Below are 24,154 nucleotides of genomic sequence, written 5' to 3'. Positions count from 1 at the left end.
TTAATGGCTCAGGCCGTATTTCTTGACCTTGTCGAACAGGGTGGTCTTGGCCATTCCCAGTTCCAGGCTGGCCTGGGTCAGGTTGCCGCCGCTGCGTTGCAGGGCGTCGCTGAGCAGGTTGCGTTCAAAGGCTTCCACCGCCTCGGTAAAGGCCAGGCCATGGTTGTCGGGGCTGGTGCCGCTTTTCTTGAAGGCCGGCAGGCCCAGGGCAAAACGTTCGGCGACGTTGCGCAGTTCTCGCACGTTGCCGGGCCAGTCGTGGCTCATCAGGCTGGACAGGGTCTGGTTGTCCAGTTCCGGGGCGATGCGGTCAAAGCGCAGGGAGGACTGCTGCAGGAAGTGTTCGAACAGTTGCAGGATATCTTCACGACGCTCGCGCAGCGGCGGCAGTTCCAGGGTGACCACGTTCAGGCGGTAGTACAGGTCGCTGCGGAACTGGTTGGCGCGACTCAATTCGTCGAGGTCGGACTTGGTGGCGGCGATCACCCGGCAATCCACGGCCACGCTCTGGTTCGAACCCAGGCGTTCCAGGGTGCGCTCCTGCAAGACCCGCAGCAGTTTGATCTGCAGGTTCATCGGCATGCTTTCCACTTCGTCGAGGAACAGCGTGCCCTCGTGGGCATGTTCGATCTTGCCGATCCGCCGTTTGCCCGCGCCGGTAAAGGCGTTGGCTTCGTGGCCGAAAATCTCGCTTTCGAACAGGTTTTCCGGCAGGCCACCGCAGTTCAGGGCGACGAACTGGTGGGCGTGGCGGCGGCTGAAGTCGTGCAGGCAGCGGGCGACCAGCTCCTTGCCGGTGCCGGTCTCGCCTTCGATCAGCACGTTGGCCGAGGTGTCGGCGACGTTGGCGATCAGCTCGCGCAGGTTCTGCATCGCCGGCGAGCGCCCGATGATCCGGCCTTCCAGGGAGTCACGCTCGGCCAGTTGCCGGCGTAGCGCCCAGACCTCCCGAGCCAGGCCGCGCTGTTCGAGGGCGCGGCGCACCACGTCTACCAGGCGCTCCGGGGAAAAGGGTTTTTCCATGAAGTCATAGGCACCGTTGCGCATCGCGCCCACGGCCATGGAAATATCGCCGTGGCCGGTGATCAGCACCACCGGCAGGCTTTTATCCAGGGCCTTGAGGCGGGTCAACAGCTCCAGGCCGTCGATACCGGGCAGGCGGATATCGCTGATCACAATGCCGGCAAAGTTCTCGCCGACACATTTGAGAGCCTCTTCGGCGCTGGCCACGCCGACGCTGGGAATATCTTCCAGGGCCAGGGCTTGCTGGCAGCCGAGCAACACATGGGGATCGTCTTCGACGATCAGCACGGTCAGTTCGGTATTGGGTTGGCTGTTCATATCGATTCGCCGGGTTGATGGCCTGCCAGGGGCAGGCTCAGGACAAAGGCCGTACCACCAACGGCCGGGTGCTCGACGGCCAGGTTGCCGCCGGTGGCCGCTGCAAGGCTGGCCGACAGGGTCAGGCCCAGGCCCAGCCCTTGCTCGCCGGGTTTGGTGGTAAAAAAGGGTTCGAACAGATGCTTGCGGGTCTCAGGGTCTATGCCGTGCCCGTTGTCCCGCACCCGCAGGCGATATTTTCCGTCGCTGATATCGCTTTCCAGCCACAACTCGGGGGCGGGTTGGGCGTGCATCGCATCCAGGGCGTTGCCGATCAGGTTGACCAGGATCTGCTCCAGGCGCGTCTGGTCGATCTGCAACAGGGCCTGGCTAAAACCACGGTGGACGGTCAGCGGCAGGCTGTCGAGGCGGCTGCCCAGGACCTGGAACGCCGCATCCACGGCCTTGCCCAGGCTGGCTTCGCCCTGGTCGTCGCCGCGTCGGGCAAACGAGCGCAGGCTGGCGGTGATGCGGCCCATGCGGTCGATCAGTTCGTTGATGGTCTTGAGATTGGTGCTGGCAGTATCCAGGGCTCCGCGTTCCAGGAAGCGCACGGTGTTGCCGGACAAGGTGCGCAGGGCCGCCAGGGGCTGGTTCAGTTCATGGGCGATGCTGGTGGACATCTGGCCGATGGCCGCCAGTTTGCCGGCCTGGACCAATTCGTCCTGGGCGCGGCGCAGGGTTTCTTCGGCCTGGCGGCGTTCGCGGATCTGCGCCTTGAGCCGTTCGTTGCTGGCCCGCAGGTCGGCGGTGCGCTCGGCAATCCGCCGCTCCAGCTGGTTGTTGGCTTCTTGCAGGGCCTCGCGGGCAGCCAGGCGCGTGGCGATCACCTTGCGTCGCTCGTTCCAGGCAATCAGCAGGAACGCCACCAGGGCAAAGGCCACGGCGACGAGGATGCCCTGGTTGATCGCCGCCTGGCGCAGGTCGTTGAGCGGGGTGAGCAGGGTGAAGTTCCACGGCGTGTCGTTCAGCGGTCGGGTCTGGGCGAGGTAGGTGACTTCCTGGTCGTCGGTCACCACTTCACTGTTGGCCGGGAACGTCAGCTTCTCGGTACCAGCATCCAGCTGTTCGCGGGCCAGGGGTTGCAGTTCGTTGAGGGTCGCCCAGTAATATTGCAGGCTGCGAGCCAGGCGCTCCTTGGTATCGTCGCTCAGCGGGCGCACGGCCTTGAGCCGGCGCGCCGGGTCGCTGGAGAGGATGATGATGCCGTTCTCATCGCTGACAAAGGCTTCCAGGCGCGCGCGCTGCCAGCGTTCTTCCAGCGCTTCGAGGCGCACCTTGACCACCGCGACGCCAATGATCTTGCCGCGTTCTTCCAGGCCATGGGCCAGGTAGTAGCCGGGTTCGCCATTGGTGCTGCCGATGCCATAGAAACGGCCGGGCTGGCCACGCACGGCATTCTGGAAATAGGCGCGGAACGACAGGTCTTCACCCAGGTAGCTGTCAACATCGCGCCAGTTGCTGGTGGCCATCACACGGCCGGTGGTGTCCATCACATAAATCGCCCGACTGCGGCTACGCCGGTTCAGGCCTTCGAGGTATTCGTTGACGGCTTGCCGGTGTTCCGGGCTTGGCTCGGCCAACAGCCTGGAGACGCTGGATTCCAGTTCCAGCAGGCTGGGCAGGTAGGTGTATTTGCTGATCTCACTCTCGACCGTGCGCGCATGCAGCTCCAACTGACGCTCGCCGTTCTCGCCCAGGGTGCGGATGCCGTAGTGCTCGCTGGTCCAGAAGCCGATAAAACCCAGGCCGATCATCAACAGGATGATCAGGGGCGGCAGGAACAACTGGCGAATCAGACGAGGCTTCACGGCAAGTGATGGCGGCGCGGCGCGATAGAGGGTGGGGTCGCATTTCATCACAGATGCCTTGGGTCAACCAGCGCTTGCCTGGACCGGTGTGGGAGCAGGCTTGCCCGCGATGACGGTAGGTCAACCACAGACAGGTTGACTGATACGCCGCAATCGCGGGCAAGCCCGCTCCCACAGGGCCCGGTTTCTACAGTGGACGCTGTGTTGTGCTTAGTGCTGCAGGATTTTCTCGAGGAAGTGCTGCGCACGTTCGGAACGGGCGCTGATATCGCCGAAGAACTCATCTTTAGGGCAGTCTTCGATGATCTTGCCGGCATCCATGAAGATCACACGGTCGGCCACTCTGCGGGCGAAGCCCATTTCGTGGGTCACGCACATCATGGTCATGCCTTCCTGGGCCAGTTGCACCATCACGTCCAGCACTTCGTTGACCATCTCCGGGTCCAGGGCTGAAGTCGGTTCGTCGAACAGCATGACGATCGGGTCCATGGCCAGGGCACGGGCAATCGCCACGCGCTGTTGCTGGCCGCCGGAAAGCTGGCCTGGATGCTTGTCCTGGTGCGCCGACAGGCCCACGCGTTCGAGCAATTGCAGGGCTTTCTTCTTGGCCTCTTCTTCGCTGCGGCCCAACACCTTCACCTGTGCGACGGTCAGGTTCTTGATGATGGTCATGTGCGGGAACAGTTCGAAGTGCTGGAACACCATGCCCACGCGCGAGCGCAGTTTCGGCAGGTTGGTCTTCGGGTCGGCAATCGAGGTGCCGTCGACCACAACGTCACCTTTCTGGAACGGTTCCAGGGCGTTGACGCACTTGATCAGGGTGGACTTGCCCGAGCCGGATGGCCCGCACACCACGATCACTTCGCCTTTTTTGACATCAGTGCTGCAATCGGTCAGCACCTGGAAGTCGCCATACCACTTGTTGATGTTCTTGATAGAGATCATACGGCAAACCTTTTTTGCAGACGCTTGACCAGCAGCGAGGCGGCAAAGCTGATGATGAAGTAGACGACACCGGCAAAGATCAGGAACTCATTGGAGCGGCCGATAATGTCGCCGTTGGAGCGGGCGGAGTTGAGGAAGTCCACCAGGCCCACGGTGTAGACCAGCGAGGTGTCCTGGAACAGGATGATGCTCTGCTGCAGCAGCAGCGGGGTCATCTTGCGAAACGCCTGGGGCAGGATGATCAGGCGCATGGTCTGGCTGTAGGTCATGCCCATCGCTTGTGCCGCAGCCATCTGGCCCTTGGGGATCGACTGCACGCCGGCCCGCACGATTTCGCAGAAGTACGCCGCCTCGAACATCATGAAGGCCACGACGCAGGAGGTGAATGCACCGATTGGCGTGTCTTCGCCAGTGATCCAGCGCAATACGAATGGTACCGCCAGGTAGAACCAGGTGATCACCAACAGCAGCGGGATCGAGCGGAAGTAGTTCACATAGGCGCCGGCCACGCGCGACAGCAGTTTGCTGGAGGACAGGCGCATCAAGGCCAGGATGGTACCGAGGAAGATACCGCCGACCACGCCCATGACCATCAGCTTCAAGGTCATGACCATGCCGTTCCACAGGCCGGGCATGGCTGGGATAATGCCGCTGAAATCGAAGTCCATTATTTGCCCCCCACGGAAATCAGGCCAGGCACCGCGACTTTCTTCTCGACCAGGCGCATCAGCAGCATCAGGCTCATGTTCAGGGTGAAGTAGATCAGCGTGGCCAGGGTGAAGGCTTCAAACAGGTTGGCCGAGAATTCGGCGGTCTGCTTGGTTTGTGCCAGCAATTCCATCAGGCCGATCAAGGACGCCACGGAGGAGTTCTTGAACACGTTGAGGAATTCCGAGGTAAGCGGCGGGATGATGATCCGGTAGGCCTGGGGCAGCAGCACGTTCCAGTAGATCTGTGACAGGCTGAAACCCATGGCACGTGCGGCGGCTTCCTGGCCGCGAGGCAGCGCCTGGATACCGGTACGCACTTGTTCACATACGCGGGCGGCGGTGAACAGGCCCAGGCACACGACAACGCTCAGGTAGGCCGAGGTGGTCGGGTTCAAGTCTTGTTTGTACCAGTCCTGCAGGTTTTGTGGCAGCAGGTCAGGTACCAGGAAGTACCAGATGAACAGCTGAACCAGCAGCGGCACATTACGAAACAGTTCCACGTAGCAGGTGGCGATGCCGGCTACGAGGCGGTTAGGCATCGTGCGCATCACACCCAGCATCGAGCCCAGTAGCAAGGCGACGATCCATGCCACGACGGCGATGGCGATGGTCCAGCCCAAACCGGAGATGAACCAGTCGAGATAAGTCTCGCTGCCCACGCCGGTGGACTTGAAGAATACGCCCCAGTCCCAGTTGTAATTCATTAGGGTCTCCCCCGAAATCGATCGATGTACAAGCACCCGCTTGGGGAAGATCCATTCCCGCCTGACGGTGAACGTCAGACACACACGATCGGCTCGCAAACCGCCAGGTCGAGTGTTCCAAATAATGCCAGCAGGTAGTAACAGGCACCTGAGGGAGGGTTGGCTCCCCCAGGGGATAAGGTTAGTTCGGAATCAGGACTTTTTTTCAGCCGTTTTGTCGTCGGCTGCTTTGTCGGTCGGATTGGCGATCAGGGCCTTGAGTTCGTCGCTCATCGGGAACATCAGGTTCAGGCCTTTTGGTGGGATCGGCTTTTGGAACCAGGTGTCGTAGATCTTGTTGATCTCGCCCGACTTGTAGGTAGCAACGATTGCATCGTCGACTGCTTTCTTGAACGGTGCATCGCCTTTGCGAACCATGCAGCCGTAGATTTCGTAGGACTGTGCAGTCCCCGTTACAGCCCAGTCGTCTGGCTTCTTGGCCTTAGCCATCTCACCGGCCAGCAGCGCATCGTCCATCATGAAGGCAACGGCGCGGCCGCTTTCCAGCATCTGGAAGGACTCACCGTGGTCCTTGGCGGAGATCACGTTCATGCCCATCTGCTTATCAGCGTTCATGGACTTGAGAATGCGCTCGGACGTGGTGCCGGCGGTGGTCACGACGTTCTTGCCCTTGAGGTCAGCGAAATCCTTGTAGGTCGAGTCCTTTTTGGACAGCAGACGGGTACCGATTTCGAAGATGCCGACGGAGAAGTCGACTTGTTGCTGACGCTCAACGTTGTTGGTGGTGGAACCACACTCAACGTCCACGGTGCCGTTCTGCACCAGCGGGATACGGGTTTGCGAAGTGACCAGGTTGTATTTGACCTTCAGCTCGCCTTCCTTCATGCCGAGGTCTTTCTCGACAGCTTTGACGATGGCCAGTTGAATGTCGTGGGAGTAGCCCACTGGCTTGCCCGAACCATCCGCAATGTAGGAAAACGGAATGGAGGCGTCGCGGTGGCCCAGGGTGATGGTGCCCGACTCTTTGATTTTCTTCAGCGTGCCGGTCAGTTCGGCGGCGAAGACTGGAGTGCTAATCAGAGCGGCAGCAATGGCTGCGCCCAAAATATGGGGAACGATACGCATCAATACTTCCTCGACATTTGTTTTTTTTATGAAGCCTGGACGGCTCTTTCGATACAGCGAATGCCTGTGACGGCTCCTGAAGCATCTCAGGCAAACACGTCCCAAGTGTAGAGCATGAGTCGTGCCAGACTGCTAATAAAGATCTAACTATATGATTTATATGGTTATTAACTTTATGTGACGATGTTTATCCGGTGTTTAAGTCCGGCAAACCGAATAGGGGGAGGTATCGCGTTCGGAAAACCGAATTTGTAGGAGTCTGCTTACGATGTGCGAGCCAAAAAAAGCCCCTGGACCTTTCGGTGCAGGGGCTTTGTCATTCAGGCCGCTTCGATCTTGCTGCGGTTCTGCTCGACCTTGACCAGGTAGCGCTGCAGGTTCTCCTGCTCCTCGGGGGTGGTGAACAGCCCCAGTTTGGTGCGGCGCCACAGGATGTCGTAGGCCTGGGTCGCCCATTCCTCGGCGCACAGGTAGTCGACTTCCCGGGTGTACAGGCCACCACCCAGGTGCTCGCCCAGGTCGGCCAGCGATTGCACGCCTTCGAGCAGGCGCCAGGTGCGGCTGCCATAGGTGGTCGACCAGCGGCGGGCGATTTCGCTGGGGATCCACTCGAACTTGCTGCGAATGTCCGAGGCCAGGGCTTCTGGGGTGCTCATGTCTTCGCCGCCGGGCAGGCTGGCCTTGGCCGTCCAGCTTGGCTTGATATGCGGGAAGTACGGGGCCAGTTGCGCCAGGGCCGACTCGGCAAGCTTGCGGTAGGTGGTCAGCTTGCCGCCGAACACCGACAGGATCGGCGCTTCCTCACCAGTACCGGACAGCGCCAGGGTGTAGTCGCGGGTGATGGCCGACGGGTTATCCGACTCGTCGTTGCACAGCGGACGCACGCCGGAATAGGTGTGCACGATATCGTCGCGGCTCAACTGCTGCTTGAAGTGGGCATTGACCACCTTGAGCATGTAGTCCGTTTCACCTTCGGTGATCGCCACTTTCGCCGGGTCGCCGGTGTACTCACGGTCGGTGGTGCCGATGATGGTCAGGTGGTTGAGGTACGGAATGGTGAAGACGATACGCCCGTCCTCGTTCTGCAGGATGTGCGCATGGGCGCCTTCATACAGTTTTGGCACGATCAGGTGGCTACCCTGGATCAGGCGGATGCCGTAGGGCGAATCGAGCTTCAAGTCATCCTTGATGAATTTGGCGACCCACGGGCCGGCCGCATTCACCAGGGCCTTGGCGCGGATCGACAACAGGCTGCCATCGGCGCGTTCCAGGTGCAGGTGCCACAGGCCCTTGCTGCGACGGGCGCTGACGCAACGGGTCTGGGTGTGGATATGCGCCCCTTTTTCCCGGGCGGCCATGGCGTTGAGTACTACCAGGCGTGCGTCGTCGACCCAGCAGTCGGAGTATTCGAAGCCCTTGGTGATCTCGCTTTTCAGCGGGCTGTCGGCACCGAACTTCAGGCTCTTGGAACCTGCGAGTTTTTCGCGCTTGCCGAGGTGGTCATACAGGAACAGGCCGGCACGAATCATCCAGGCCGGGCGCAGGTGCGGGCGATGGGGCAGCACAAAGCGCATCTGCTTGACGATGTGCGGAGCCTTGGCCAGCAGCACTTCGCGTTCGGCCAGGGCCTCGCGGACCAGGCGGAATTCGTAATGTTCAAGATAGCGCAGGCCGCCGTGGATCAGCTTGCTGCTGGCGGACGAGGTGTGGCTGGCCAGGTCGTCCTTTTCACAAAGGAATACCGACAAGCCGCGACCGGCCGCGTCTGCCGCGATGCCCACGCCATTGATCCCACCACCGATAACGGCAACATCATAGACTTCGGCAAGGGGTGGAGCAGGCAAGGTAGAAGGGGTCATCGGCTGGCCTCGCGATCTTTATTTATATTTGAATTCGAACATTAATGTTCATTTGCGAAAATGGTAGCCTATAAACGCGGGCACAGCCAGTCGACTTCGATTGAAAAAACTCATCGAAGGGCGGGGAAAGGAAAAATTGTGAACATTGAGCCTGCTGCTGGCTCAAGAGCGTTGTTGCTCTTTAGGTTGCCATCGCGGGCAAGCCCGCTCCCACAGGTTGATCGCATTCCAACTGTGGGAGTGGGCTTGCCCGCGATGAAGGTGGTCCAGGCGCCAGAGATCTCAGGGCCAGATCAGACGACTTCCAGGCGAATCTTGTTCTGGCTCAACAACTGGACCAGCGCCGGCACCGGCTGCTGATCGGTGACCAGGCAATCAATCAAGCTGATCGGCCCCAGGCGAATCATGGCATTGCGCCCGAATTTGCTCGAGTCCGCTGCCAGGATCACCTTGCGTGCATTGGCAATGATCGCCTGGGAAACCCGCACTTCCTGGTAATCGAAGTCGAGCAGGCTGCCGTCCTCATCGATGCCGCTGATACCCACCAGGGCGAAGTCGACCTTGAACTGGTTGATGAAGTCCACGCTGGCCTGGCCCACCACGCCGCCGTCACGGCGCACATTGCCGCCAGTCAGCAGCACGTCGAAGTCGTCCTTGGCGCTGAGCATCATGGCGACGTTGAGGTTGTTGGTGATGATCTTCAGGTGGCTGTGGTTGAGCAGCGCCCGGGCGATGGATTCGGTGGTGGTGCCGATATTGATGAACAGCGAGGCATGATCGGGGATCTGTGCGGCAATGGCTTCGCCAATACGCTGTTTTTCATCGCGCATCTGGTCGGCACGCATGGCGTACTCGGTGTTTTCGACGCTGGAGTCATAGGCGGCGCCGCCGTGGTAGCGACGCAGCAGGTTGGCTTCGGCCAGTTGGTTGATGTCGCGGCGGATGGTTTGCGGGGTCACAACGAACAGCTGCGCCATTTCCTCGATACTGACGTAGCCGCGTTCGCGGACCAGTTCGAGGATTTGCTGCTGACGGGGAGGCAGATTCATGGGGCGTCCTTTGGGCTGCCGTACAAAAAAGTGGCCCATGATGACGCAGGAATCTGCTCCCTGCCAGTTACAACCCTAAGTGGGTCCGGCGCGTGGCTTATTCGGCGCCTTCGTGGGGTTCCCAGTCGCGGGTGCGGCTGACCGCTTTTTTCCAGCCGGCGTAGAGTTTTTCTTTGGCGGCCTCGTCCAGTTGCGGTTCGAATTCGCGCTCGATCACCGCCTTGCCACGCAATTCATCCAGGCTGCCCCAGAAACCACAGGCCAGGCCGGCCAGGTAGGCCGCGCCCAACGCCGTGGTCTCGCGCATTTGCGGGCGCTCGACCTGGGTGCCGAGGATATCGGCCTGGAACTGCATCAAGAAGTTATTGGCCACCGCACCGCCGTCCACCCGCAGGGATTTGAGGCGTTCGCCGGAGTCCTGCTGCATGGCGTCGAGCACGTCGCGGGTCTGGTAGGCAATCGACTCCAGGGCTGCACGAATAATGTGATCCACGCGTACGCCACGGGTCAGGCCGAACAGCGCACCACGGGCATAGGGGTCCCAGTACGGAGCGCCCAGGCCGGTGAACGCCGGCACCAGGTATACGCCGTTGCTGTCCTTGACCTTGTTGGCGAAGTATTCGGTGTCGTGGGCGTCGTTGATGATCTTCAGTTCGTCGCGCAGCCACTGCACGGTGGAGCCGCCGTTGAACACCGCGCCTTCGAGCGCGTAGGCCACTTCGCCACGGGGGCCGCAGGCGATGGTGGTGAGCATGCCGTGCTGGGACTTGACGGCCTTGTCGCCGGTGTTCATCAGCAGGAAGCAGCCAGTGCCGTAGGTATTTTTCGCCTGGCCCGGCTCGACGCACATCTGGCCGAACAGAGCAGCTTGCTGGTCACCGGCAATGCCGCCGATGGCAATCCCGCTTTTGGTGCGGCCATAGATTTCTGAGGAGGACTTCACTTGCGGCAGCATTTCCCGCGGGATGTCCAGCACCTCGAGCATCTTCGCATCCCACTCCAGGGTGTGGATGTTGAAGAGCATGGTGCGCGAGGCGTTGGTGTAGTCGGTGACGTGGGTCTTGCCGCCGGTAAATTTCCAGATCAGCCAGCTGTCGATGGTGCCGAACAGCAGTTCGCCGTTGCGCGCGCGTTCGCGGCTGCCTTCGACGTTATCGAGGATCCACTTCAGCTTGGTGCCGGAGAAGTACGGGTCGGTGACCAGGCCGGTGGTGTCGCTGATGTATTGCTCATGGCCGTCGCGCTTGAGCTGCTGGCAGATCTCGGTGCTGCGCCGGCACTGCCAGACGATGGCGTTGTAGATCGGGCGGCCGGTGATCTTGTCCCAGACCACCGTGGTTTCACGCTGGTTGGTGATGCCGATGGCCGCAACCTGGTCGTGATGCAGGCCGGCTTGTGCCAGGGCCTCGACCATCACGGCACTTTGGGTGGCGAAGATTTCCATCGGATCATGCTCGACCCAGCCGGCTTGCGGGTAGTGCTGGACGAATTCGCGTTGGGCGGTGCACACCACGTTGGCGTCACGATCAAAGATGATCGCCCGGGAACTGGTGGTGCCCTGATCGAGGGCAATGATGTAGTTCTTATTCTGTGTGTCGGTCATGTCGATTGCCTTGGACGGAAAAAGGGAATGGGTAAGTAGCCTGGGCCGCAAAGGGGCAGAAGGGCCCAGGCTACCGCTTTCAGGAAGTTCGGGTGTTACCGCTGGCGGCGGTTTCGGCTGCATCAGTTGTAGCCGCTGTGGCGTTGGGCAGATGGCGGGCAATCAACCCGCGATAGGCCGCAGCGCCGAGGCAGGCACCGACAATCGGTGCAAAGATCGGAATCAGGAAATAAGGAATATCGCGCCCGCCGGTGAAGGCCATTTCACCCCAACCGGCGAAAAACGTCATCAGTTTAGGGCCGAAATCCCGTGCCGGGTTCATCGCAAACCCGGTCAGCGGGCCCATGGCGCTGCCGATCACCGCGATCAGCAAACCGATCAGCAGCGGGGCCAGCGGGCCACGGGGCAAGCCATTGTTGTCGTCGGTCAAGGCCATGATCACGCCCATGAGGATGGCGGTGATGACCATTTCCACCAGGAACGCCTGGGCTGTATTCAGCAAGGCGTGGGGGTAGGTAGAGAACACCGAGGCCAGCTCCAGGCTAGCTGCGGAGCCGCGGACCATCTGGTGAGTTTGTTCGTAATCGAAAAACAGGTTGCTGTAGAGCGTGTAGACCAGCGCGGCCGAGCAAAAGGCGCCGGCAACCTGGGCAATGATGTAGAAGGGCAGTTTGCGCTTGTCGAAATCGGCAAAGATGCACAGCGCGATACTGACGGCTGGATTGAGATGAGCCCCGGAAATGCCGGCGCTCAGGTAGATCGCCATGCTCACGCCGATCCCCCAGATGATGCTGATTTCCCACAAGCCAAAGCTGGCACCCGCGACCTTGAGCGCAGCGACACAGCCGGTGCCGAAGAAGATCAGCAGCGCGGTGCCGAGGAACTCGGCCATGCATTGGCTTGAAAGAGAAGGCTGTTGAAGAGCAGTTGTCATTGAAAACCTCGATTTTTTTTCTTGTCTGGCGCGGTGCCACAACGGGCGGTGCGCGATTTTCACCGTGACGAGGATCCCCATCCTGGTCACGGCTTACTGCTCGGACACTGTGGATAGATTCCTACAGTATTCGGAAACGAAAAAATATAGACAAGAAACACCGCTGTCAAAGGTCGAAAGTGAACGGTCGGTCATTTTCAAACTATTAACACGGTGAATGATCGCCGCAACAAGGCGACGCAATGGGCGGCGAGCGTGGCCAGGATCTGCGCGGATTCGTCGCACAGCGCCCTGCACTAGAGCGTTTTGCCTGGGTTTGTCCTAGAATCGGTGGCCTGCTTTTCCACGTTTCCCCCGAGCCTGGAGCCCCCATGACACCCGCATTGGACTTGTTGAAAAAAGTTCGCGCCGAACATCGTATCCACAGTTACGAACATGACCCCAAGGCCGCCTCTTATGGCCTGGAGGCCGCGGAGAAGTTGAGTCTCGACCCGGCGCGGGTGTTCAAGACCCTGCTCGCCAGCAGCGAAAAGAGCGAGTTATTGGTGGCGGTGGTGCCGGTCGTCGGAAGTCTGGATTTGAAGGCCCTGGCGCATGCGGCAGGGGTGAAGAAAGTCGAGATGGCCGACCCCGCTGCGGCGCAGCGTTCTACCGGCTATTTGTTGGGCGGGATCAGCCCGCTGGGGCAGAAGAAACGCTTGCGCACCTTCATCGATGAGAGCGCACAGCCTTTTGCGACAATTTTTGTCAGTGCGGGTAGGAGGGGCTTGGAAGTGGAGTTGGCGGCGGCGGTGTTGGCCGAGCAGACCCAGGGCAAATTTGCGCCGATTGGCCGGGCTTGAATTCAATAACGGTGGGATCAAATGTGGGAGCGAGCCTCTGTGGGAGCTGGCTTGCCTGCGATAGCATCACCTCGCTGTAGCTGACAACCCGAGGCGCCTGCATCGCGGGCAAGCCAGGCTCCCACACAAGCCTGTACACATTTTGGATTCGGTTTCTTCAGCTGGCAGTGCTGTAGCGCCGCACGCCGGACTCCACCTGCGGAATCTGCGCCGCCGTGCTCCCCGAGGCCTGGAACAGCACCAGGTGTTCGGCCGCCACGCGGATCCCCACCTGCGCACCCACCTGATGATCGGCATGGCTGGGGAAAATCGATTCCAGCTGGGCGCCGGTCGGCAACTGTAAGCGGTACAAGGTCGAGGCACCCAGGAAGGTCTTGCCGACAATCTGCGCTTTCAAGGCGCTGTCCGGTGCATACACGATGTCATCCGGGCGCAGCAAAACGTCTACCGCAGAGCCAGTCGGCCAGGTATAGGCACGATTACCGCGCAACTCGCCCAACTCGGTGCTGACCGACTCCGGCGTGCTCAACTGGCCACGGATGAAATAACCCTGGCCAATAAAGCTCGCGACATAGGGTGTCAGCGGTTCGTGATAGAGGTTGTAGGGCGTATCCCACTGCTCCAGCCGGCCTTCCTTGAACACGCCGACGTGATCGCTCACGGCAAACGCTTCTTCCTGGTCATGGGTGACCAGGATCGCACTGGTGCCACGCGCCTTGAGGATGTCGCGCACTTCATGGCTGAGCTTGCGCCGCAGTTCACCGTCAAGGTTGGAAAAGGGTTCGTCCAACAGCAGCAATTGCGGCTCCGGCGCCAACGCACGGGCCAGGGCCACGCGCTGTTGCTGGCCGCCAGACAGTTCGTGGGGGAAGCGCTTGCCCAGGTTCTTCAGGTTGACCAATTCCAGCAGCTCGGCGACCACGCGCTCTTTGTGCGGGTGTTTGCGAATGCCGAAGCCAATGTTGTCGGCCACGCAGAGGTGCGGAAACAGCGCGTAGTCCTGGAACACCATGCCAATGCGACGTTTCTCCGGTGCCAGGGTAAAGCCGGCGCTGGAGATCACTTCGCCGGCCAGGTTGATCTCACCTTCGTGCACCGGTTCGAACCCGGCAATCGCCCGCAGGGTAGTGGTTTTGCCGCAGCCCGAGGAGCCCAGCAGGCAACCGATATCGCCGGCGTTAAGGTGCAGGTTGAGGTTCTGCACCACCCGTTGGTCCTGATAGCCGCATGCCAGATTGCGTAGATTCAGCAGAAGTGGCTGGCTCATGCGTGGTGGTACGCCGGTGGGACCAGGAACTCCAGCAAGGCCTTCTGGGCGTGCAGGCGGTTTTCTGCCTGGTCCCAGGCGACGGAGCGCGAGTCGTCCAACAGGTCGAGGCTGATTTCTTCGCCGCGATGGGCCGGCAGGCAGTGCATGAACAGCACATCCGGCGCGGCGAGGTCGAGCAATTCGCGGGTGACTTGATAAGGTGCGAACAGGGCCAAGCGCTTGGCGGTCTCGTCTTCCTGGCCCATGGAGGTCCAGACGTCGGTACTCACCAGGTGCGCGCCGATCACCGCGTCCTTCGGGTCGCGCACGATTTGTACGCGGGCGTCGGCCTTGGCCAGGAATTCGGCGCTCGGCTCATAGCCCTCGGGGCAGGCGATGCGCAGATGGAAGTCGAACTGGATCGCCGCTTCTATATAGCTGTTGCACATGTTGTTGCCATCGCCGATCCAGGCCACGGTCTTGCCCTGGATCGAGCCGCGATGTTCGAGGAACGTCTGCATATCGGCGAGCAACTGGCAGGGATGCAGGTCATCGGACAGGCCGTTGATCACCGGCACCCGCGAGTTGGCGGCAAACTCGGTGAGGGTGCTGTGGGCGAAGGTACGGATCATCACCGCATCGAGCATGCGCGACATGACGATGGCGCAATCGCTGATCGGCTCGCCACGGCCCAGTTGGGTGTCCCGTGGCGACAGGAAAATGGCCTGGCCGCCGAGCTGGATCATGCCGGCTTCGAAGGACAGGCGGGTACGGGTGGACGATTTCTCGAAAATCATCCCGAGTACGCGGTTTTTCAAAGGCTCGAACAGTACGCCGCGATTACGCAGGTCTTTAAGCTCAATGCCTCGACGGATCACGCTGACCAGCTCTTCGGGCGTGCAATCCATCAGGGAGAGAAAGTGCCTTGCGCTCATCATTAACTACCTTTTTGCAACAGACCGCAGATACTCAAAGCCTTGTTTATTGTGACAACGGGCGAGACCTGCGGCGAAAGCCGCACGGGGCGACGAAATAGGGGAAGGCGCGATATTGACACTAAATGTCGCGTCTTACCAATAGGCTACGGTTTTTTAGGGGTGTTCAAAGGGGCGGGAATTGCACTTTTGAGGCCTGTTTACGGACAGCAGCGGGTCATTTGTACACTGGCGCCGCGACCTTTTGCAATGTGTGATGACGGCCCCGGGCCAGGTTGGGTCGGTTTCCTGGGCGGTGTGGGAGGTTTCTGAAACATTTGCTCATGCTTACCCATGGCCTGGCCTGATGCCCGTTGATTCACGGGGCGAACGTTGCTGGCGCCGCCGATGGGCGCGGCTCATAGTCGGGCCAAAGCCCTAATAAAGAGACTGGCCATGACCAAGACTCTCCATCACCGTGCCTGCCACCTGTGCGAAGCCATCTGCGGCCTGACCCTGGAAACCACCACCTCGGATGATGGCAGTATTGCCATCACCTCGATCAAGGGTGATGCACAGGACACCTTCAGCCGCGGCCATATCTGCCCCAAGGCCGTGGCCCTACAGGATATTCAGAACGATCCCGATCGCCTGCACCAACCCATGTTGCGGGTAGGCAGCGAATGGCAGCCGATCCCCTGGGACGAGGCCTTCGCCCTGGTGGCCGAACGGCTGGCGGGGATCCAGGCGCGGCATGGGCACAATGCGGTGGCGGTGTATCAGGGCAACCCCAGCGTGCATAACTATGGCTTGATGACGCACAGCAATTACTTCCTCGGGCAGTTGAAGACGCGCAACCGCTTCTCTGCGACATCGGTAGACCAGTTGCCCCATCACCTTTCCAGCCACCTGATGTACGGCCATGGCCTGTTGCTGCCCATCCCGGATATCGACCAGACCGACTTCATGCTGATCCTTGGCGGCAATCCACTGGCCTCCAATGGCAGCATCATGACCGTGCCGGACGTGGAGAAACGCCTGAAGGCCATTCAGGCGCGTGGCGGCAAAGTAGTGGTGGTCGACCCCCGGCGCAGTGAGACGGCGGCCATGGCCGACCAGCATCTGTTTGTGCGCCCCGGTGGCGATGCGGCGTTGCTGTTTGGGTTACTCAACACATTGTTCAGCGAGCACCTGACCCGCGACAGCCACTTGCCGGTGGATGGCCTGGACGAGGTGCGCCGCGCTGTCGCGGGCTTTACCGCCGAGGCCATGAGCGCGCAATGCGCGGTGCCGGCCGAGCAGATTCGCCAGTTGGCGCGGGATTTTGCGGCGGCAGACAAGGCTGTCTGCTACGGGCGCATGGGGGTGTCGACCCAGGCGTTCGGTACCTTGTGCCACTGGCTGGTGCAGTTGATCAACCTGGTTACCGGCAATCTGGACCGGGTCGGCGGTGCCTTGTGCACTGAGCCTGCGGTAGACCTGGTGGCGGCCACGTCCGGCGGGCATTTCAATCGTTGGCAGAGCCGGGTGTCCGGGCGTCCCGAGTACAGCGGCGAGTTGCCGGTGTCGGCCCTGGCCGAAGAAATGCTCACCGAGGGCGAAGGACAAATCCGCGCACTGGTGACAGTGGCTGGCAATCCGGTGCTGTCCACGCCCAATGGGCGGCAACTCGAGCAGGCGCTGGACGGCCTGGAGTTCATGGTCAGTGTCGATCTGTATATCAACGAGACCACACGCTATGCCGACCTGATCCTGCCATCGACCTCGGCCCTGGAAAACGATCACTACGACACCACCTTCAACATGTTTGCAGTGCGCAATGTCACGCGCTTCAACCGGGCGATTCTGCCCAAGCCCGAGGGTGCACTGCACGACTGGGAGATTTTCGTCGGCCTGGCCCAGGCGTTTGCGGCCCGCACCGGCAATCCGCTCAAGCCGACCCTGGCGCCGGCGCAGATGATTGACCTGGGCCTGCGGGCGGGAGCCTATGGCGACGCCTCCACGCACAAGTTGTCAGTGGCGATGTTGGCCGAGCATCCCCACGGCCTGGACCTGGGGCCGCTGAAGGCCAACCTGGCCGCGCGCTTGAAAACCGCCAATGGTCGGGTGCAGGCGGCGCCAGCAGTGATCCTCGCGGACCTGGCGCGGTTTGCCGCATTGCCGTTGCCCAAGGTCGATGAGTTGCTGTTGATCGGCCGCCGGCACGTACGCAGCAATAATTCATGGATGCATAACTATCACCGGCTGGTGAAGGGCAAGCCGCGGCACCAGTTGCTGATGCACCCGGATGACTTAGCCAATCGCCAGCTCAGTGACGGGCAGCGTGTGCGGGTCAGTTCGCGGATCGGCATGATCGAGGTGCAAGTGCTGGCCAGCCTGGAGATGATGCCCGGCGTGGTCAGCCTGCCCCACGGTTGGGGTCATGACCGGCCGGGCGTGCACATGAACATTGCCAGCGCGCAGCCGGGGGCCAGTGCCAACGACCTGACGGATGAGCGGCAGTTGGATGAGTTGTCGGGCAACGCGGCATTGAATGGCGTGCCGGTGCAGGTCGCGGCGGCGTGACGCAGTGAGTCTGTCGGGGAGCCCGAGCACCACGCTGGGATTTTGCGTTACAATGCGCCACCGTGCCGACCTGTGAGTCGCAAAGTTCCAGCCGAGGTGTTCCATGGATATCATCGAAACGATTAAAGAGCAGATTGCTAACAACACCATTCTGCTTTACATGAAGGGCGCGCCGAATGCCCCGCAGTGCGGCTTCTCCGCGAAGGCCTCCCAGGCTGTCATGCAGTGTGGCGAAAAGTTCGCTTACGTCGATATCCTGCAAAACCCGGAAATCCGCGCCAATCTGCCCAAGTACGCCAACTGGCCTACTTTCCCACAACTGTGGGTGGCCGGTGAGCTGGTCGGCGGTAGCGACATCATCACCGAAATGGCGGCTGATGGTTCGTTGCAAGCGCTGATCAAGGATGCTGCTGAAAAAGCGGCGGCCAAGACCGAAGCGTAATCGGCGCTCAATAAAAAGCCCCGCTTCTCATTCGAGAGCGGGGCTTTTTTGTGCCTGATGTTTACCGGCAGGCGATGGGTTATTCACCCATTTGCGATTGCAGGTAGTTCTCCAGGGTCACTTTGTCGATCAGGCCAACTTGGGTTTCCAGCCAGTCGATATGTTCTTCCTGGTCTTCGAGGATGTCTTCCAGCAGTTCGCGGCTGCCGAAGTCGCCCTTGGTTTCGCAATGGGCGATGGCGGCCTTGAGGTCGGCATGGCTCTTGCGTTCGAAGCCCAGGTCGCTGTTGAGCATTTCCAGGGTGTGCTCGCCGATGTTCAGCTTGCCCAGGTCCTGGACGTTCGGCAGGCCTTCGAGGAACAGGATGCGCTTGATCAGCGCGTCCGCGTCCTTCATGGCCTTGATCGATTCCTTGTACTCACGCTTGCCGAGCTTTTCCAGACCCCAATCGTCATACATGCGTGCATGCAGGAAGTACTGATTGATCGCGACCAGTTCATTGGCAAGGATTTTGTTGAGTTGCTGGATGACTGAGATGTCGCCTTTCATGATTGGGGTCCTGCCCTGTGTTCGTTGTATATAGGGCGGAGTTTGAGCTGCACAATTACTGGTGTCAAACCTAAGTTATTGAATAATAAATGAAAATTAATCGGAATAAGAATGTTTGTGTTCCGCGTCTTGGCCCTAACTATTTGAATTACAGGCATAAAAAAACCGGACACTAAGTCCGGTTCTTTAAAATAGGCTGTTTCAGGCGTGTGTAAATTCTGCCGAGTAGGGGATCGCCGCCTGGGCTACCTGCAGTTTTGTCAGGGTTTCCCGTACCACTTGCTTGGCAAGGCAGGCACATTTGCCACATTGGCTGGCAACGCCGGTGGTTTCACGCACTTCCTTGTAGCTGCAGCAACCTTCATAGATCGCTTCGCGGATTTGTCCGTCGGTGACGCCAGTGCAGAGGCAGACATACATAAGGGAGAACCATCGCGGTTTAAGGCTTAAGTGCGATGGATCTTAATGTTAACGAGAATGATTGTCAAAGTGCTTTCTCAAACCGTTGCCCGCCCTGGCCCCCACACTGACGAACGGCTTTTTTCAGGTATGATGGTCGGTCTTTACGAAGCGTGATCGCGTCACAGGCCTGTCGTCAATTCGCGGCAGACTCAAGGGCGGTCCATTTACTTCAATTACCATCAGGAGATAACCAATGAGCGTACTCGTCGGCAAACAAGCCCCGGATTTCGACGTCCCAGCCGTCCTCGGCAATGGCGAAATCGTTGACAGCTTCAAGCTGTCTGAAGCCATCAAAGGCAAATACGGCCTGGTGTTCTTCTATCCGCTGGACTTCACCTTCGTCTGCCCGTCCGAGCTGATCGCCCTGGATCACCGCATGGACGATTTCAAGGCGCGTAACGTTGAAGTGGTCGCCGTTTCCATCGACTCCCATTTCACCCACAACGCCTGGCGCAACACCGCTATCAATGATGGCGGCATCGGCAAAGTCAAATACACCATGGCTGCCGACATGAAGCACGACATCGCCAAGGCCTACGACGTTGAGTCCGAAGGCGGCGTGGCTTTCCGTGGCGCGTTCCTGATCGACGACAAGGGCGTTGTGCGCTCGCAGATCATCAACGACCTGCCGCTGGGCCGTAACATGGAAGAGCTGATCCGCCTGGTCGACGCTCTGCAATTCCACGAAGAGCACGGCGAAGTCTGCCCAGCCAACTGGAAAAAAGGCGACAAAGGCATGAACGCTTCGCCAGCAGGCGTTGCGGCTTACCTGACCGAGAACGCTGGCAAGCTGTAAGCCAGGTTCGCGGTGAAAAAAAACCGGCCTGAGAGGGCCGGTTTTTTTATGCGTGGGATTTGGCGATTCAATCAGTCGCTGAAATCTTCCCAGCCGCCCATCTGCTTCCAGCGGTTGACGATGCCGCAGAACAGATCGGCAGTCTTCTCGGTGTCGTAGCGAGCTGAGTGGGCCTCGCGACCGTCGAAGTCGATACCGGCTGCCTGGCACGCCTTGGCCAGTACGGTCTGGCCATAAGCCAGGCCAGCCAGGGTGGCGGTGTCAAAGCTGGAGAACGGATGGAACGGGTTGCGCTTCATGTCCAGGCGCGCCACGGCGGCGTTGAGGAAGCCCAGGTCGAAGCTGCTGTTGTGGCCGACCAGGATCGCGCGTTTGCAGCCGTTGGCCTTCAAGGCCTTGCGTACGCTACGGAAGATATCGGTCAATGCCGCTTCTTCGCTAACGGCCATGCGCAACGGATGGTCGAGCTTGATCCCGGTGAATTCCAGGGCTGCGGCTTCGATGTTGGCGCCTTCAAACGGCTCGACGCGGAAGAAATGGGTGTGTTCTGGATACACAAAGCCCTGTTCGTCCATGCCGATGGTGGTTGCTGCAATTTCCAGCAGCGCATCGGTAGCGCAATTGAAGCCGCCGGTTTCTACGTCGATAACGACAGGCAGATAGCCGCGAAAACGCTCGGCCATCGGATGGCGCGAACCGCCGCCACCGTGTTCTTGTTCGTCGTCGTAATGGTCTTCACTCACTTGTGTTCCTCCAGCAGGCGCCAGCGCAGTGTTTCACCGGCGCGCAGCGGGATAACGGTCAGCTCGCCAAATGGCAGGCTGGTGGGGGCGGTCCAGTCTTCACGGACCAGGGTAATACGGTCGGTATTCGCCGGCAGGCCGTAGAAACGCGGGCCATTGAGGCTGGCGAAAGCCTCGAGTTTGTCCAGGGCGTTACGCGCCTCGAAGGCCTCGGCGTACAGCTCGATCGCCGCATAAGCGGTGTAGCAGCCGGCACAGCCGCAGGCCGCTTCCTTGGCGTGCTGGGCGTGGGGCGCCGAGTCGGTGCCGAGGAAGAACTTCGCACTGCCACTGGTAGCCGCATCGAGCAACGCCACCTGGTGGGTGTTGCGCTTGAGGATCGGCAGGCAATAGAAGTGCGGCCGGATCCCGCCCACCAGCATGTGGTTGCGGTTGTACAGCAGGTGATGCGCGGTGATGGTCGCGCCGACGTTGGCCGACGCCTCGGTGACGAACTGCACGGCGTCTGCGGTGGTGATGTGCTCGAACACCACCTTGAGGGTCGGGAACAGCTCGACCACACGGCGCATGTGTTCGTCGATGAAGATCTTCTCGCGATCGAACACATCGACATCGCCACGGGTGACTTCACCGTGGATCAGCAGCGGCATGCCCACTTCGGCCATGGCTTCGATGGCGGGCAGGATCTTGTCGATACTGGTCACGCCGGAGTCGGAGTTGGTCGTGGCGCCGGCCGGATACAGCTTGGCAGCGTGTACGAAACCGCTGGCCTTGGCCTCGCGGATTTCGGCGGGCTGGGTGCGGTCGGTCAGGTAGAGCACCATCAACGGTTCGAAGCGGCTGCCGGCCGGCCGCGCAGCGAGGATGCGCTGGCGATAGGCGTCGGCTTCTGCGGCATTGCGCACCGGAGGTACCAGGTTAGGCATGATGATGGCGCGGCCAAACGTGCGCGCAACATCGGCCACGGTTTGGGGCAACGCAGCACCATCGCGAAGATGAATATGCCAGTCGTCGGGACGCAGCAGGGTCAGGCGGTCGGACATTGGGGATTCCAGGCGGGTCAATCTGGTGGGAATGCTACCGGAAAAGACTCTTGCAGGCACTCGCTATCAAGTTTTGCAGGACGCGACCGATATCCCTGGGTATGCCTTAACGATGTATGACGCCTTGTTGTGTTGTAGAAACCAGTGGAGCCGCCCGTGCGCCAGCAATATCTAGCCCTGCTCAGCGTGTTCGCCAGCCTGCCCGCGATGGCCCTGACGTTCCAGACGCGCCTGGAAAATATTGAGTGGAAGGTGGAAGGCGACAAGTTCGAGTGCCGCTTGAGCCAACCTATCGCCGATTTTGGTTCGGGTGAGTTCGTGCGCCGGGCCGGCGAGCAGGCGACATTTCGTTTGAAAGCCTACAACGGTGCGTTGGGCGTCGGCTCTGCAACACTATTGGCGGCGGCCGCGCCGTGGCAGCCTGGGCGCGGTGATATCAACCTCGGCGCCGTGCGGGCCGGCAGTGGTGATGTGCTGTTCAACAGTTCCCAGGCCCAGGCCGGGCGCCTGTTCAATGGCTTGCTCGATGGCCGCAGCCCGACCGTGCGCCACTATTCGCGGGATGGTGGTTATTCGGAGATCCGCCTGCTGCCGGTACGCTTTAACAAGGCCTACAGCGACTACCAGTTGTGTACCGCGAAGTTGCTGCCGATGAATTTCGAGCAGGTCAAGCAGGCTGAAGTCGGCTTTCCGGGCGGCGGCATCGACCTGGACCCAGCCGCCAAGGCCAAGTTGATGGTGATGCTTGAGTTCATCAAGGCCGACCCTACGGTCAACCATATCGAGCTGGACGGCCACTCGGACAACAGCGGCAACCGCCTGACCAATCGTGACCTGTCCCGACGCCGAGGCTTGGCCGTGATGGACTTCTTCAAGGCCAACGGCATCCCCGAGTCGCAGATCGTGCTGCGTTTCCACGGTGAACGTTATCCACTGGTACCCAATACCAATCCTGCCAACCGGGCGAAGAACCGACGGGTGAATATCCACCTCGACCGCGTGCCCGCCCCAGAAAAGCCGGCGCCTCAGGCTGCGGGTCCGGCGAACGCAGCAGCGACCTCTTAGGTGCGGCCATTCGTCGCTCGCCCGACATAATCTGTCGCTTTATCTTCATTTGCTGTCGCGCCCCTGTAATTTCACGGTTTTGATCGGTAGAATCGACGCCTTTCCGTAAAACCCCGTGGAGTGATGGCATGGCCGACGTAAACAAGGTCGTTCTCGCGTATTCCGGCGGCCTGGACACTTCGGTGATCCTCAAGTGGCTGCAGGATACTTATAACTGTGAAGTGGTGACCTTTACCGCTGACCTGGGTCAGGGCGAAGAGGTCGAACCTGCACGAGCCAAGGCGCAAGCCATGGGCGTCAAAGAGATCTACATTGACGACCTGCGCGAAGAATTCGTCCGCGATTTCGTTTTCCCGATGTTTCGCGCCAACACCGTCTACGAAGGCGAGTACCTGCTGGGTACTTCCATCGCACGTCCTCTGATCGCCAAGCGCCTGATCGAAATTGCCAATGAAACCGGCGCAGACGCCATTTCCCATGGTGCCACCGGCAAGGGCAACGACCAGGTGCGTTTCGAACTGGGCGCCTATGCCTTGAAGCCAGGCGTGAAAGTGATTGCTCCTTGGCGTGAGTGGGACCTGCTGTCCCGTGAAAAGCTGATGGATTACGCTGAAAAGCACGCCATCCCGATCGAGCGCCACGGTAAGAAAAAGTCCCCGTACTCGATGGATGCCAACCTCCTGCACATCTCCTATGAAGGCGGCGTACTGGAAGACACCTGGACCGAGCACGAAGAAGACATGTGGAAATGGACCGTCTCCCCGGAGAACGCTCCTGACAAGCCGCAATACCTGGAACTGACCTACCGCAACGGCGACATCGTTGCGCTGGACGGTGTCGAAATGACTCCGGCCACCGTACTGGCGACCCTGAACCGTATCGGTGGCGAGCACGGTATCGGTCGTCTGGATATCGTCGAAAACCGCTACGTGGGCATGAAGTCCCGTGGCTGCTACGAAACCCCGGGTGGCACCATCATGCTGCGCGCTCACCGCGCCATCGAGTCCATCACCTTGGACCGTGAAGTAGCTCATCTCAAGGACGAGCTGATGCCCAAGTACGCCAGCCTGATCTACACCGGCTACTGGTGGAGCCCTGAGCGCCTGATGCTGCAACAGATGATCGACGCGTCCCAGGTCCATGTGAACGGCGTTGTGCGCCTGAAGCTGTACAAGGGCAACGTGATTGTCACCGGTCGCAAGTCCGATGAGTCGCTGTTCGACGCCAACATCGCGACCTTTGAAGAAGATGGCGGCGCCTACAACCAGGCCGACGCCGCTGGCTTCATCAAGCTCAACGCTCTGCGCATGCGCATTGCGGCCAACAAGGGCCGCAAGTTGTTCTGATGTCGTCCAGGCTGGAT

At 60.3% G+C, this 24,154-nt stretch carries 22 protein-coding genes; 6 read left to right on the top strand and 16 right to left on the bottom strand.

The window, feature by feature from the left end; all coding sequences use genetic code 11:
• The 10 genes from ACO77H_RS22230 to ACO77H_RS22185 all read right to left on the bottom strand — a co-directional run bounded on the left by ACO77H_RS22230 (position 1) and on the right by ACO77H_RS22185 (position 12,120).
• On the bottom strand, positions 1-1,281 hold the full coding sequence (locus tag ACO77H_RS22230) for a sigma-54-dependent transcriptional regulator (RefSeq protein ID WP_432755776.1): 1,281 nt from the start codon (positions 1,279-1,281) through the stop codon (positions 1-3).
• Between the two features lie 56 nt (positions 1,282-1,337).
• Positions 1,338-3,239, bottom strand: coding sequence for a sensor histidine kinase (locus ACO77H_RS22225; RefSeq protein ID WP_169954458.1), 1,902 nt, complete (start codon positions 3,237-3,239; stop codon positions 1,338-1,340).
• Between the two features lie 162 nt (positions 3,240-3,401).
• Entirely contained in the window at positions 3,402-4,136 is a 735-nt protein-coding gene (locus ACO77H_RS22220; protein WP_170041829.1) for an amino acid ABC transporter ATP-binding protein, read from the bottom strand.
• A complete protein-coding gene (locus ACO77H_RS22215; protein ID WP_169954456.1) occupies positions 4,133-4,804 on the bottom strand; it encodes an amino acid ABC transporter permease in 672 nt (223 codons plus the stop codon). Before ACO77H_RS22215 ends, ACO77H_RS22220 begins: the two co-directional genes overlap by 4 nt.
• The gene (locus tag ACO77H_RS22210) at positions 4,804-5,550 is read right to left on the bottom strand and encodes an amino acid ABC transporter permease (RefSeq protein WP_169954455.1); all 747 of its coding nucleotides are present in this window, start codon (positions 5,548-5,550) and stop codon (positions 4,804-4,806) included. Before ACO77H_RS22210 ends, ACO77H_RS22215 begins: the two co-directional genes overlap by 1 nt.
• Positions 5,551-5,742: 192 nt before the next feature.
• The gene (locus tag ACO77H_RS22205; protein WP_170041830.1) at positions 5,743-6,675 is read right to left on the bottom strand and encodes a glutamate/aspartate ABC transporter substrate-binding protein; all 933 of its coding nucleotides are present in this window, start codon (positions 6,673-6,675) and stop codon (positions 5,743-5,745) included.
• A gap of 320 nt (positions 6,676-6,995) precedes the next feature.
• Positions 6,996-8,534 carry a glycerol-3-phosphate dehydrogenase gene (gene glpD, locus ACO77H_RS22200; RefSeq protein ID WP_170056802.1) on the bottom strand — a complete coding sequence of 513 codons (1,539 nt, stop codon included), beginning with the start codon at positions 8,532-8,534 and terminating at the stop codon, positions 6,996-6,998.
• Positions 8,535-8,827: 293 nt separating this feature from the next.
• Complete coding sequence (locus tag ACO77H_RS22195; protein ID WP_038443004.1) at positions 8,828-9,583, bottom strand: DeoR/GlpR family transcriptional regulator; 756 nt, start codon at positions 9,581-9,583, stop codon at positions 8,828-8,830.
• 97 nt (positions 9,584-9,680) lie between these two features.
• Positions 9,681-11,186, bottom strand: a complete 1,506-nt coding sequence (gene glpK, locus ACO77H_RS22190; RefSeq protein ID WP_169954452.1) for a glycerol kinase GlpK — start codon at positions 11,184-11,186, stop codon at positions 9,681-9,683.
• 79 nt (positions 11,187-11,265) lie between these two features.
• The gene (locus ACO77H_RS22185) at positions 11,266-12,120 is read right to left on the bottom strand and encodes an MIP/aquaporin family protein (protein WP_169954451.1); all 855 of its coding nucleotides are present in this window, start codon (positions 12,118-12,120) and stop codon (positions 11,266-11,268) included.
• A 371-nt stretch (positions 12,121-12,491) separates the two neighbouring features.
• On the opposite strand from ACO77H_RS22185, the gene ybaK reads away from it, so the two are divergent.
• Positions 12,492-12,962 (top strand): Cys-tRNA(Pro) deacylase, encoded by a 471-nt coding sequence (gene ybaK / locus ACO77H_RS22180; protein ID WP_170041832.1) that lies wholly within the window; start codon positions 12,492-12,494, stop codon positions 12,960-12,962.
• A gap of 157 nt (positions 12,963-13,119) precedes the next feature.
• Here the strand turns inward: ybaK and ACO77H_RS22175 are convergent, their stop codons facing one another.
• Together ACO77H_RS22175 and argF are read right to left on the bottom strand one after the other, a co-directional pair.
• Positions 13,120-14,229 (bottom strand): ABC transporter ATP-binding protein, encoded by a 1,110-nt coding sequence (locus ACO77H_RS22175; RefSeq protein ID WP_169954449.1) that lies wholly within the window; start codon positions 14,227-14,229, stop codon positions 13,120-13,122.
• On the bottom strand, positions 14,226-15,146 hold the full coding sequence (argF, locus tag ACO77H_RS22170; protein WP_169954448.1) for an ornithine carbamoyltransferase: 921 nt from the start codon (positions 15,144-15,146) through the stop codon (positions 14,226-14,228). The genes ACO77H_RS22175 and argF overlap by 4 nt, the downstream gene beginning before the upstream one ends.
• Before the next feature lie 435 nt (positions 15,147-15,581).
• Here argF and ACO77H_RS22165 point away from each other — a divergent pair, with 435 nt between their 5' ends.
• Together ACO77H_RS22165 and grxD are read left to right on the top strand one after the other, a co-directional pair.
• The gene (locus tag ACO77H_RS22165; RefSeq protein WP_432754565.1) at positions 15,582-17,690 is read left to right on the top strand and encodes a molybdopterin oxidoreductase family protein; all 2,109 of its coding nucleotides are present in this window, start codon (positions 15,582-15,584) and stop codon (positions 17,688-17,690) included.
• Positions 17,691-17,793: 103 nt separating this feature from the next.
• Positions 17,794-18,132, top strand: coding sequence for a Grx4 family monothiol glutaredoxin (gene grxD / locus ACO77H_RS22160; protein ID WP_032858447.1), 339 nt, complete (start codon positions 17,794-17,796; stop codon positions 18,130-18,132).
• 79 nt (positions 18,133-18,211) lie between these two features.
• Here grxD and bfr read toward each other — a convergent pair whose 3' ends face one another.
• Together bfr and ACO77H_RS22150 are read right to left on the bottom strand one after the other, a co-directional pair.
• Positions 18,212-18,682 carry a bacterioferritin gene (gene bfr, locus ACO77H_RS22155; RefSeq protein WP_038442996.1) on the bottom strand — a complete coding sequence of 157 codons (471 nt, stop codon included), beginning with the start codon at positions 18,680-18,682 and terminating at the stop codon, positions 18,212-18,214.
• A gap of 201 nt (positions 18,683-18,883) precedes the next feature.
• Complete coding sequence (locus ACO77H_RS22150) at positions 18,884-19,102, bottom strand: bacterioferritin-associated ferredoxin (protein WP_038442994.1); 219 nt, start codon at positions 19,100-19,102, stop codon at positions 18,884-18,886.
• 235 nt (positions 19,103-19,337) lie between these two features.
• Here ACO77H_RS22150 and ACO77H_RS22145 point away from each other — a divergent pair, with 235 nt between their 5' ends.
• Positions 19,338-19,940, top strand: coding sequence for a peroxiredoxin (locus ACO77H_RS22145; RefSeq protein WP_032858443.1), 603 nt, complete (start codon positions 19,338-19,340; stop codon positions 19,938-19,940).
• Positions 19,941-20,011: 71 nt separating this feature from the next.
• Here ACO77H_RS22145 and rnt read toward each other — a convergent pair whose 3' ends face one another.
• Positions 20,012-20,683, bottom strand: coding sequence for a ribonuclease T (gene rnt / locus ACO77H_RS22140; RefSeq protein WP_432754564.1), 672 nt, complete (start codon positions 20,681-20,683; stop codon positions 20,012-20,014).
• On the bottom strand, positions 20,680-21,726 hold the full coding sequence (gene pyrC / locus ACO77H_RS22135; protein ID WP_032858441.1) for a dihydroorotase: 1,047 nt from the start codon (positions 21,724-21,726) through the stop codon (positions 20,680-20,682). The genes rnt and pyrC overlap by 4 nt, the downstream gene beginning before the upstream one ends.
• A 156-nt stretch (positions 21,727-21,882) precedes the next feature.
• Between pyrC and ACO77H_RS22130 the strand changes: the two genes are divergently transcribed.
• Positions 21,883-22,791 (top strand): OmpA family protein, encoded by a 909-nt coding sequence (locus tag ACO77H_RS22130; RefSeq protein ID WP_169954445.1) that lies wholly within the window; start codon positions 21,883-21,885, stop codon positions 22,789-22,791.
• 128 nt (positions 22,792-22,919) lie between these two features.
• The gene (locus tag ACO77H_RS22125; protein ID WP_029295244.1) at positions 22,920-24,137 is read left to right on the top strand and encodes an argininosuccinate synthase; all 1,218 of its coding nucleotides are present in this window, start codon (positions 22,920-22,922) and stop codon (positions 24,135-24,137) included.
• Positions 24,138-24,154 lie beyond the last annotated feature (17 nt).

This window comes from Pseudomonas sp. WMBT8, assembly GCF_050916005.1.
Lineage (GTDB): Bacteria > Pseudomonadota > Gammaproteobacteria > Pseudomonadales > Pseudomonadaceae > Aquipseudomonas.
Note: the sequence above shows the minus strand (reverse complement) of the source record. Positions and strands in the feature narration are given on the sequence as shown.

What these genes read in the sequence shown, in the direction of transcription:
- ACO77H_RS22225 (WP_169954458.1), bottom strand. Translation starts at nt 3,239, where the DNA reads ATGAAATGCGACCCCACCCTCTATCGCGCCGCGCCGCCATCACTTGCC.
- ACO77H_RS22220 (WP_170041829.1), bottom strand. Translation starts at nt 4,136, where the DNA reads ATGATCTCTATCAAGAACATCAACAAGTGGTATGGCGACTTCCAGGTG.
- ACO77H_RS22215 (WP_169954456.1), bottom strand. Translation starts at nt 4,804, where the DNA reads ATGGACTTCGATTTCAGCGGCATTATCCCAGCCATGCCCGGCCTGTGG.
- ACO77H_RS22210 (WP_169954455.1), bottom strand. Translation starts at nt 5,550, where the DNA reads ATGAATTACAACTGGGACTGGGGCGTATTCTTCAAGTCCACCGGCGTG.
- ACO77H_RS22205 (WP_170041830.1), bottom strand. Translation starts at nt 6,675, where the DNA reads ATGCGTATCGTTCCCCATATTTTGGGCGCAGCCATTGCTGCCGCTCTG.
- glpD (WP_170056802.1), bottom strand. Translation starts at nt 8,534, where the DNA reads ATGACCCCTTCTACCTTGCCTGCTCCACCCCTTGCCGAAGTCTATGAT.
- ACO77H_RS22195 (WP_038443004.1), bottom strand. Translation starts at nt 9,583, where the DNA reads ATGAATCTGCCTCCCCGTCAGCAGCAAATCCTCGAACTGGTCCGCGAA.
- glpK (WP_169954452.1), bottom strand. Translation starts at nt 11,186, where the DNA reads ATGACCGACACACAGAATAAGAACTACATCATTGCCCTCGATCAGGGC.
- ACO77H_RS22185 (WP_169954451.1), bottom strand. Translation starts at nt 12,120, where the DNA reads ATGACAACTGCTCTTCAACAGCCTTCTCTTTCAAGCCAATGCATGGCC.
- ybaK (WP_170041832.1), top strand. Translation starts at nt 12,492, where the DNA reads ATGACACCCGCATTGGACTTGTTGAAAAAAGTTCGCGCCGAACATCGT.
- ACO77H_RS22175 (WP_169954449.1), bottom strand. Translation starts at nt 14,229, where the DNA reads ATGAGCCAGCCACTTCTGCTGAATCTACGCAATCTGGCATGCGGCTAT.
- argF (WP_169954448.1), bottom strand. Translation starts at nt 15,146, where the DNA reads ATGAGCGCAAGGCACTTTCTCTCCCTGATGGATTGCACGCCCGAAGAG.
- ACO77H_RS22165 (WP_432754565.1), top strand. Translation starts at nt 15,582, where the DNA reads ATGACCAAGACTCTCCATCACCGTGCCTGCCACCTGTGCGAAGCCATC.
- grxD (WP_032858447.1), top strand. Translation starts at nt 17,794, where the DNA reads ATGGATATCATCGAAACGATTAAAGAGCAGATTGCTAACAACACCATT.
- bfr (WP_038442996.1), bottom strand. Translation starts at nt 18,682, where the DNA reads ATGAAAGGCGACATCTCAGTCATCCAGCAACTCAACAAAATCCTTGCC.
- ACO77H_RS22150 (WP_038442994.1), bottom strand. Translation starts at nt 19,102, where the DNA reads ATGTATGTCTGCCTCTGCACTGGCGTCACCGACGGACAAATCCGCGAA.
- ACO77H_RS22145 (WP_032858443.1), top strand. Translation starts at nt 19,338, where the DNA reads ATGAGCGTACTCGTCGGCAAACAAGCCCCGGATTTCGACGTCCCAGCC.
- pyrC (WP_032858441.1), bottom strand. Translation starts at nt 21,726, where the DNA reads ATGTCCGACCGCCTGACCCTGCTGCGTCCCGACGACTGGCATATTCAT.
- ACO77H_RS22125 (WP_029295244.1), top strand. Translation starts at nt 22,920, where the DNA reads ATGGCCGACGTAAACAAGGTCGTTCTCGCGTATTCCGGCGGCCTGGAC.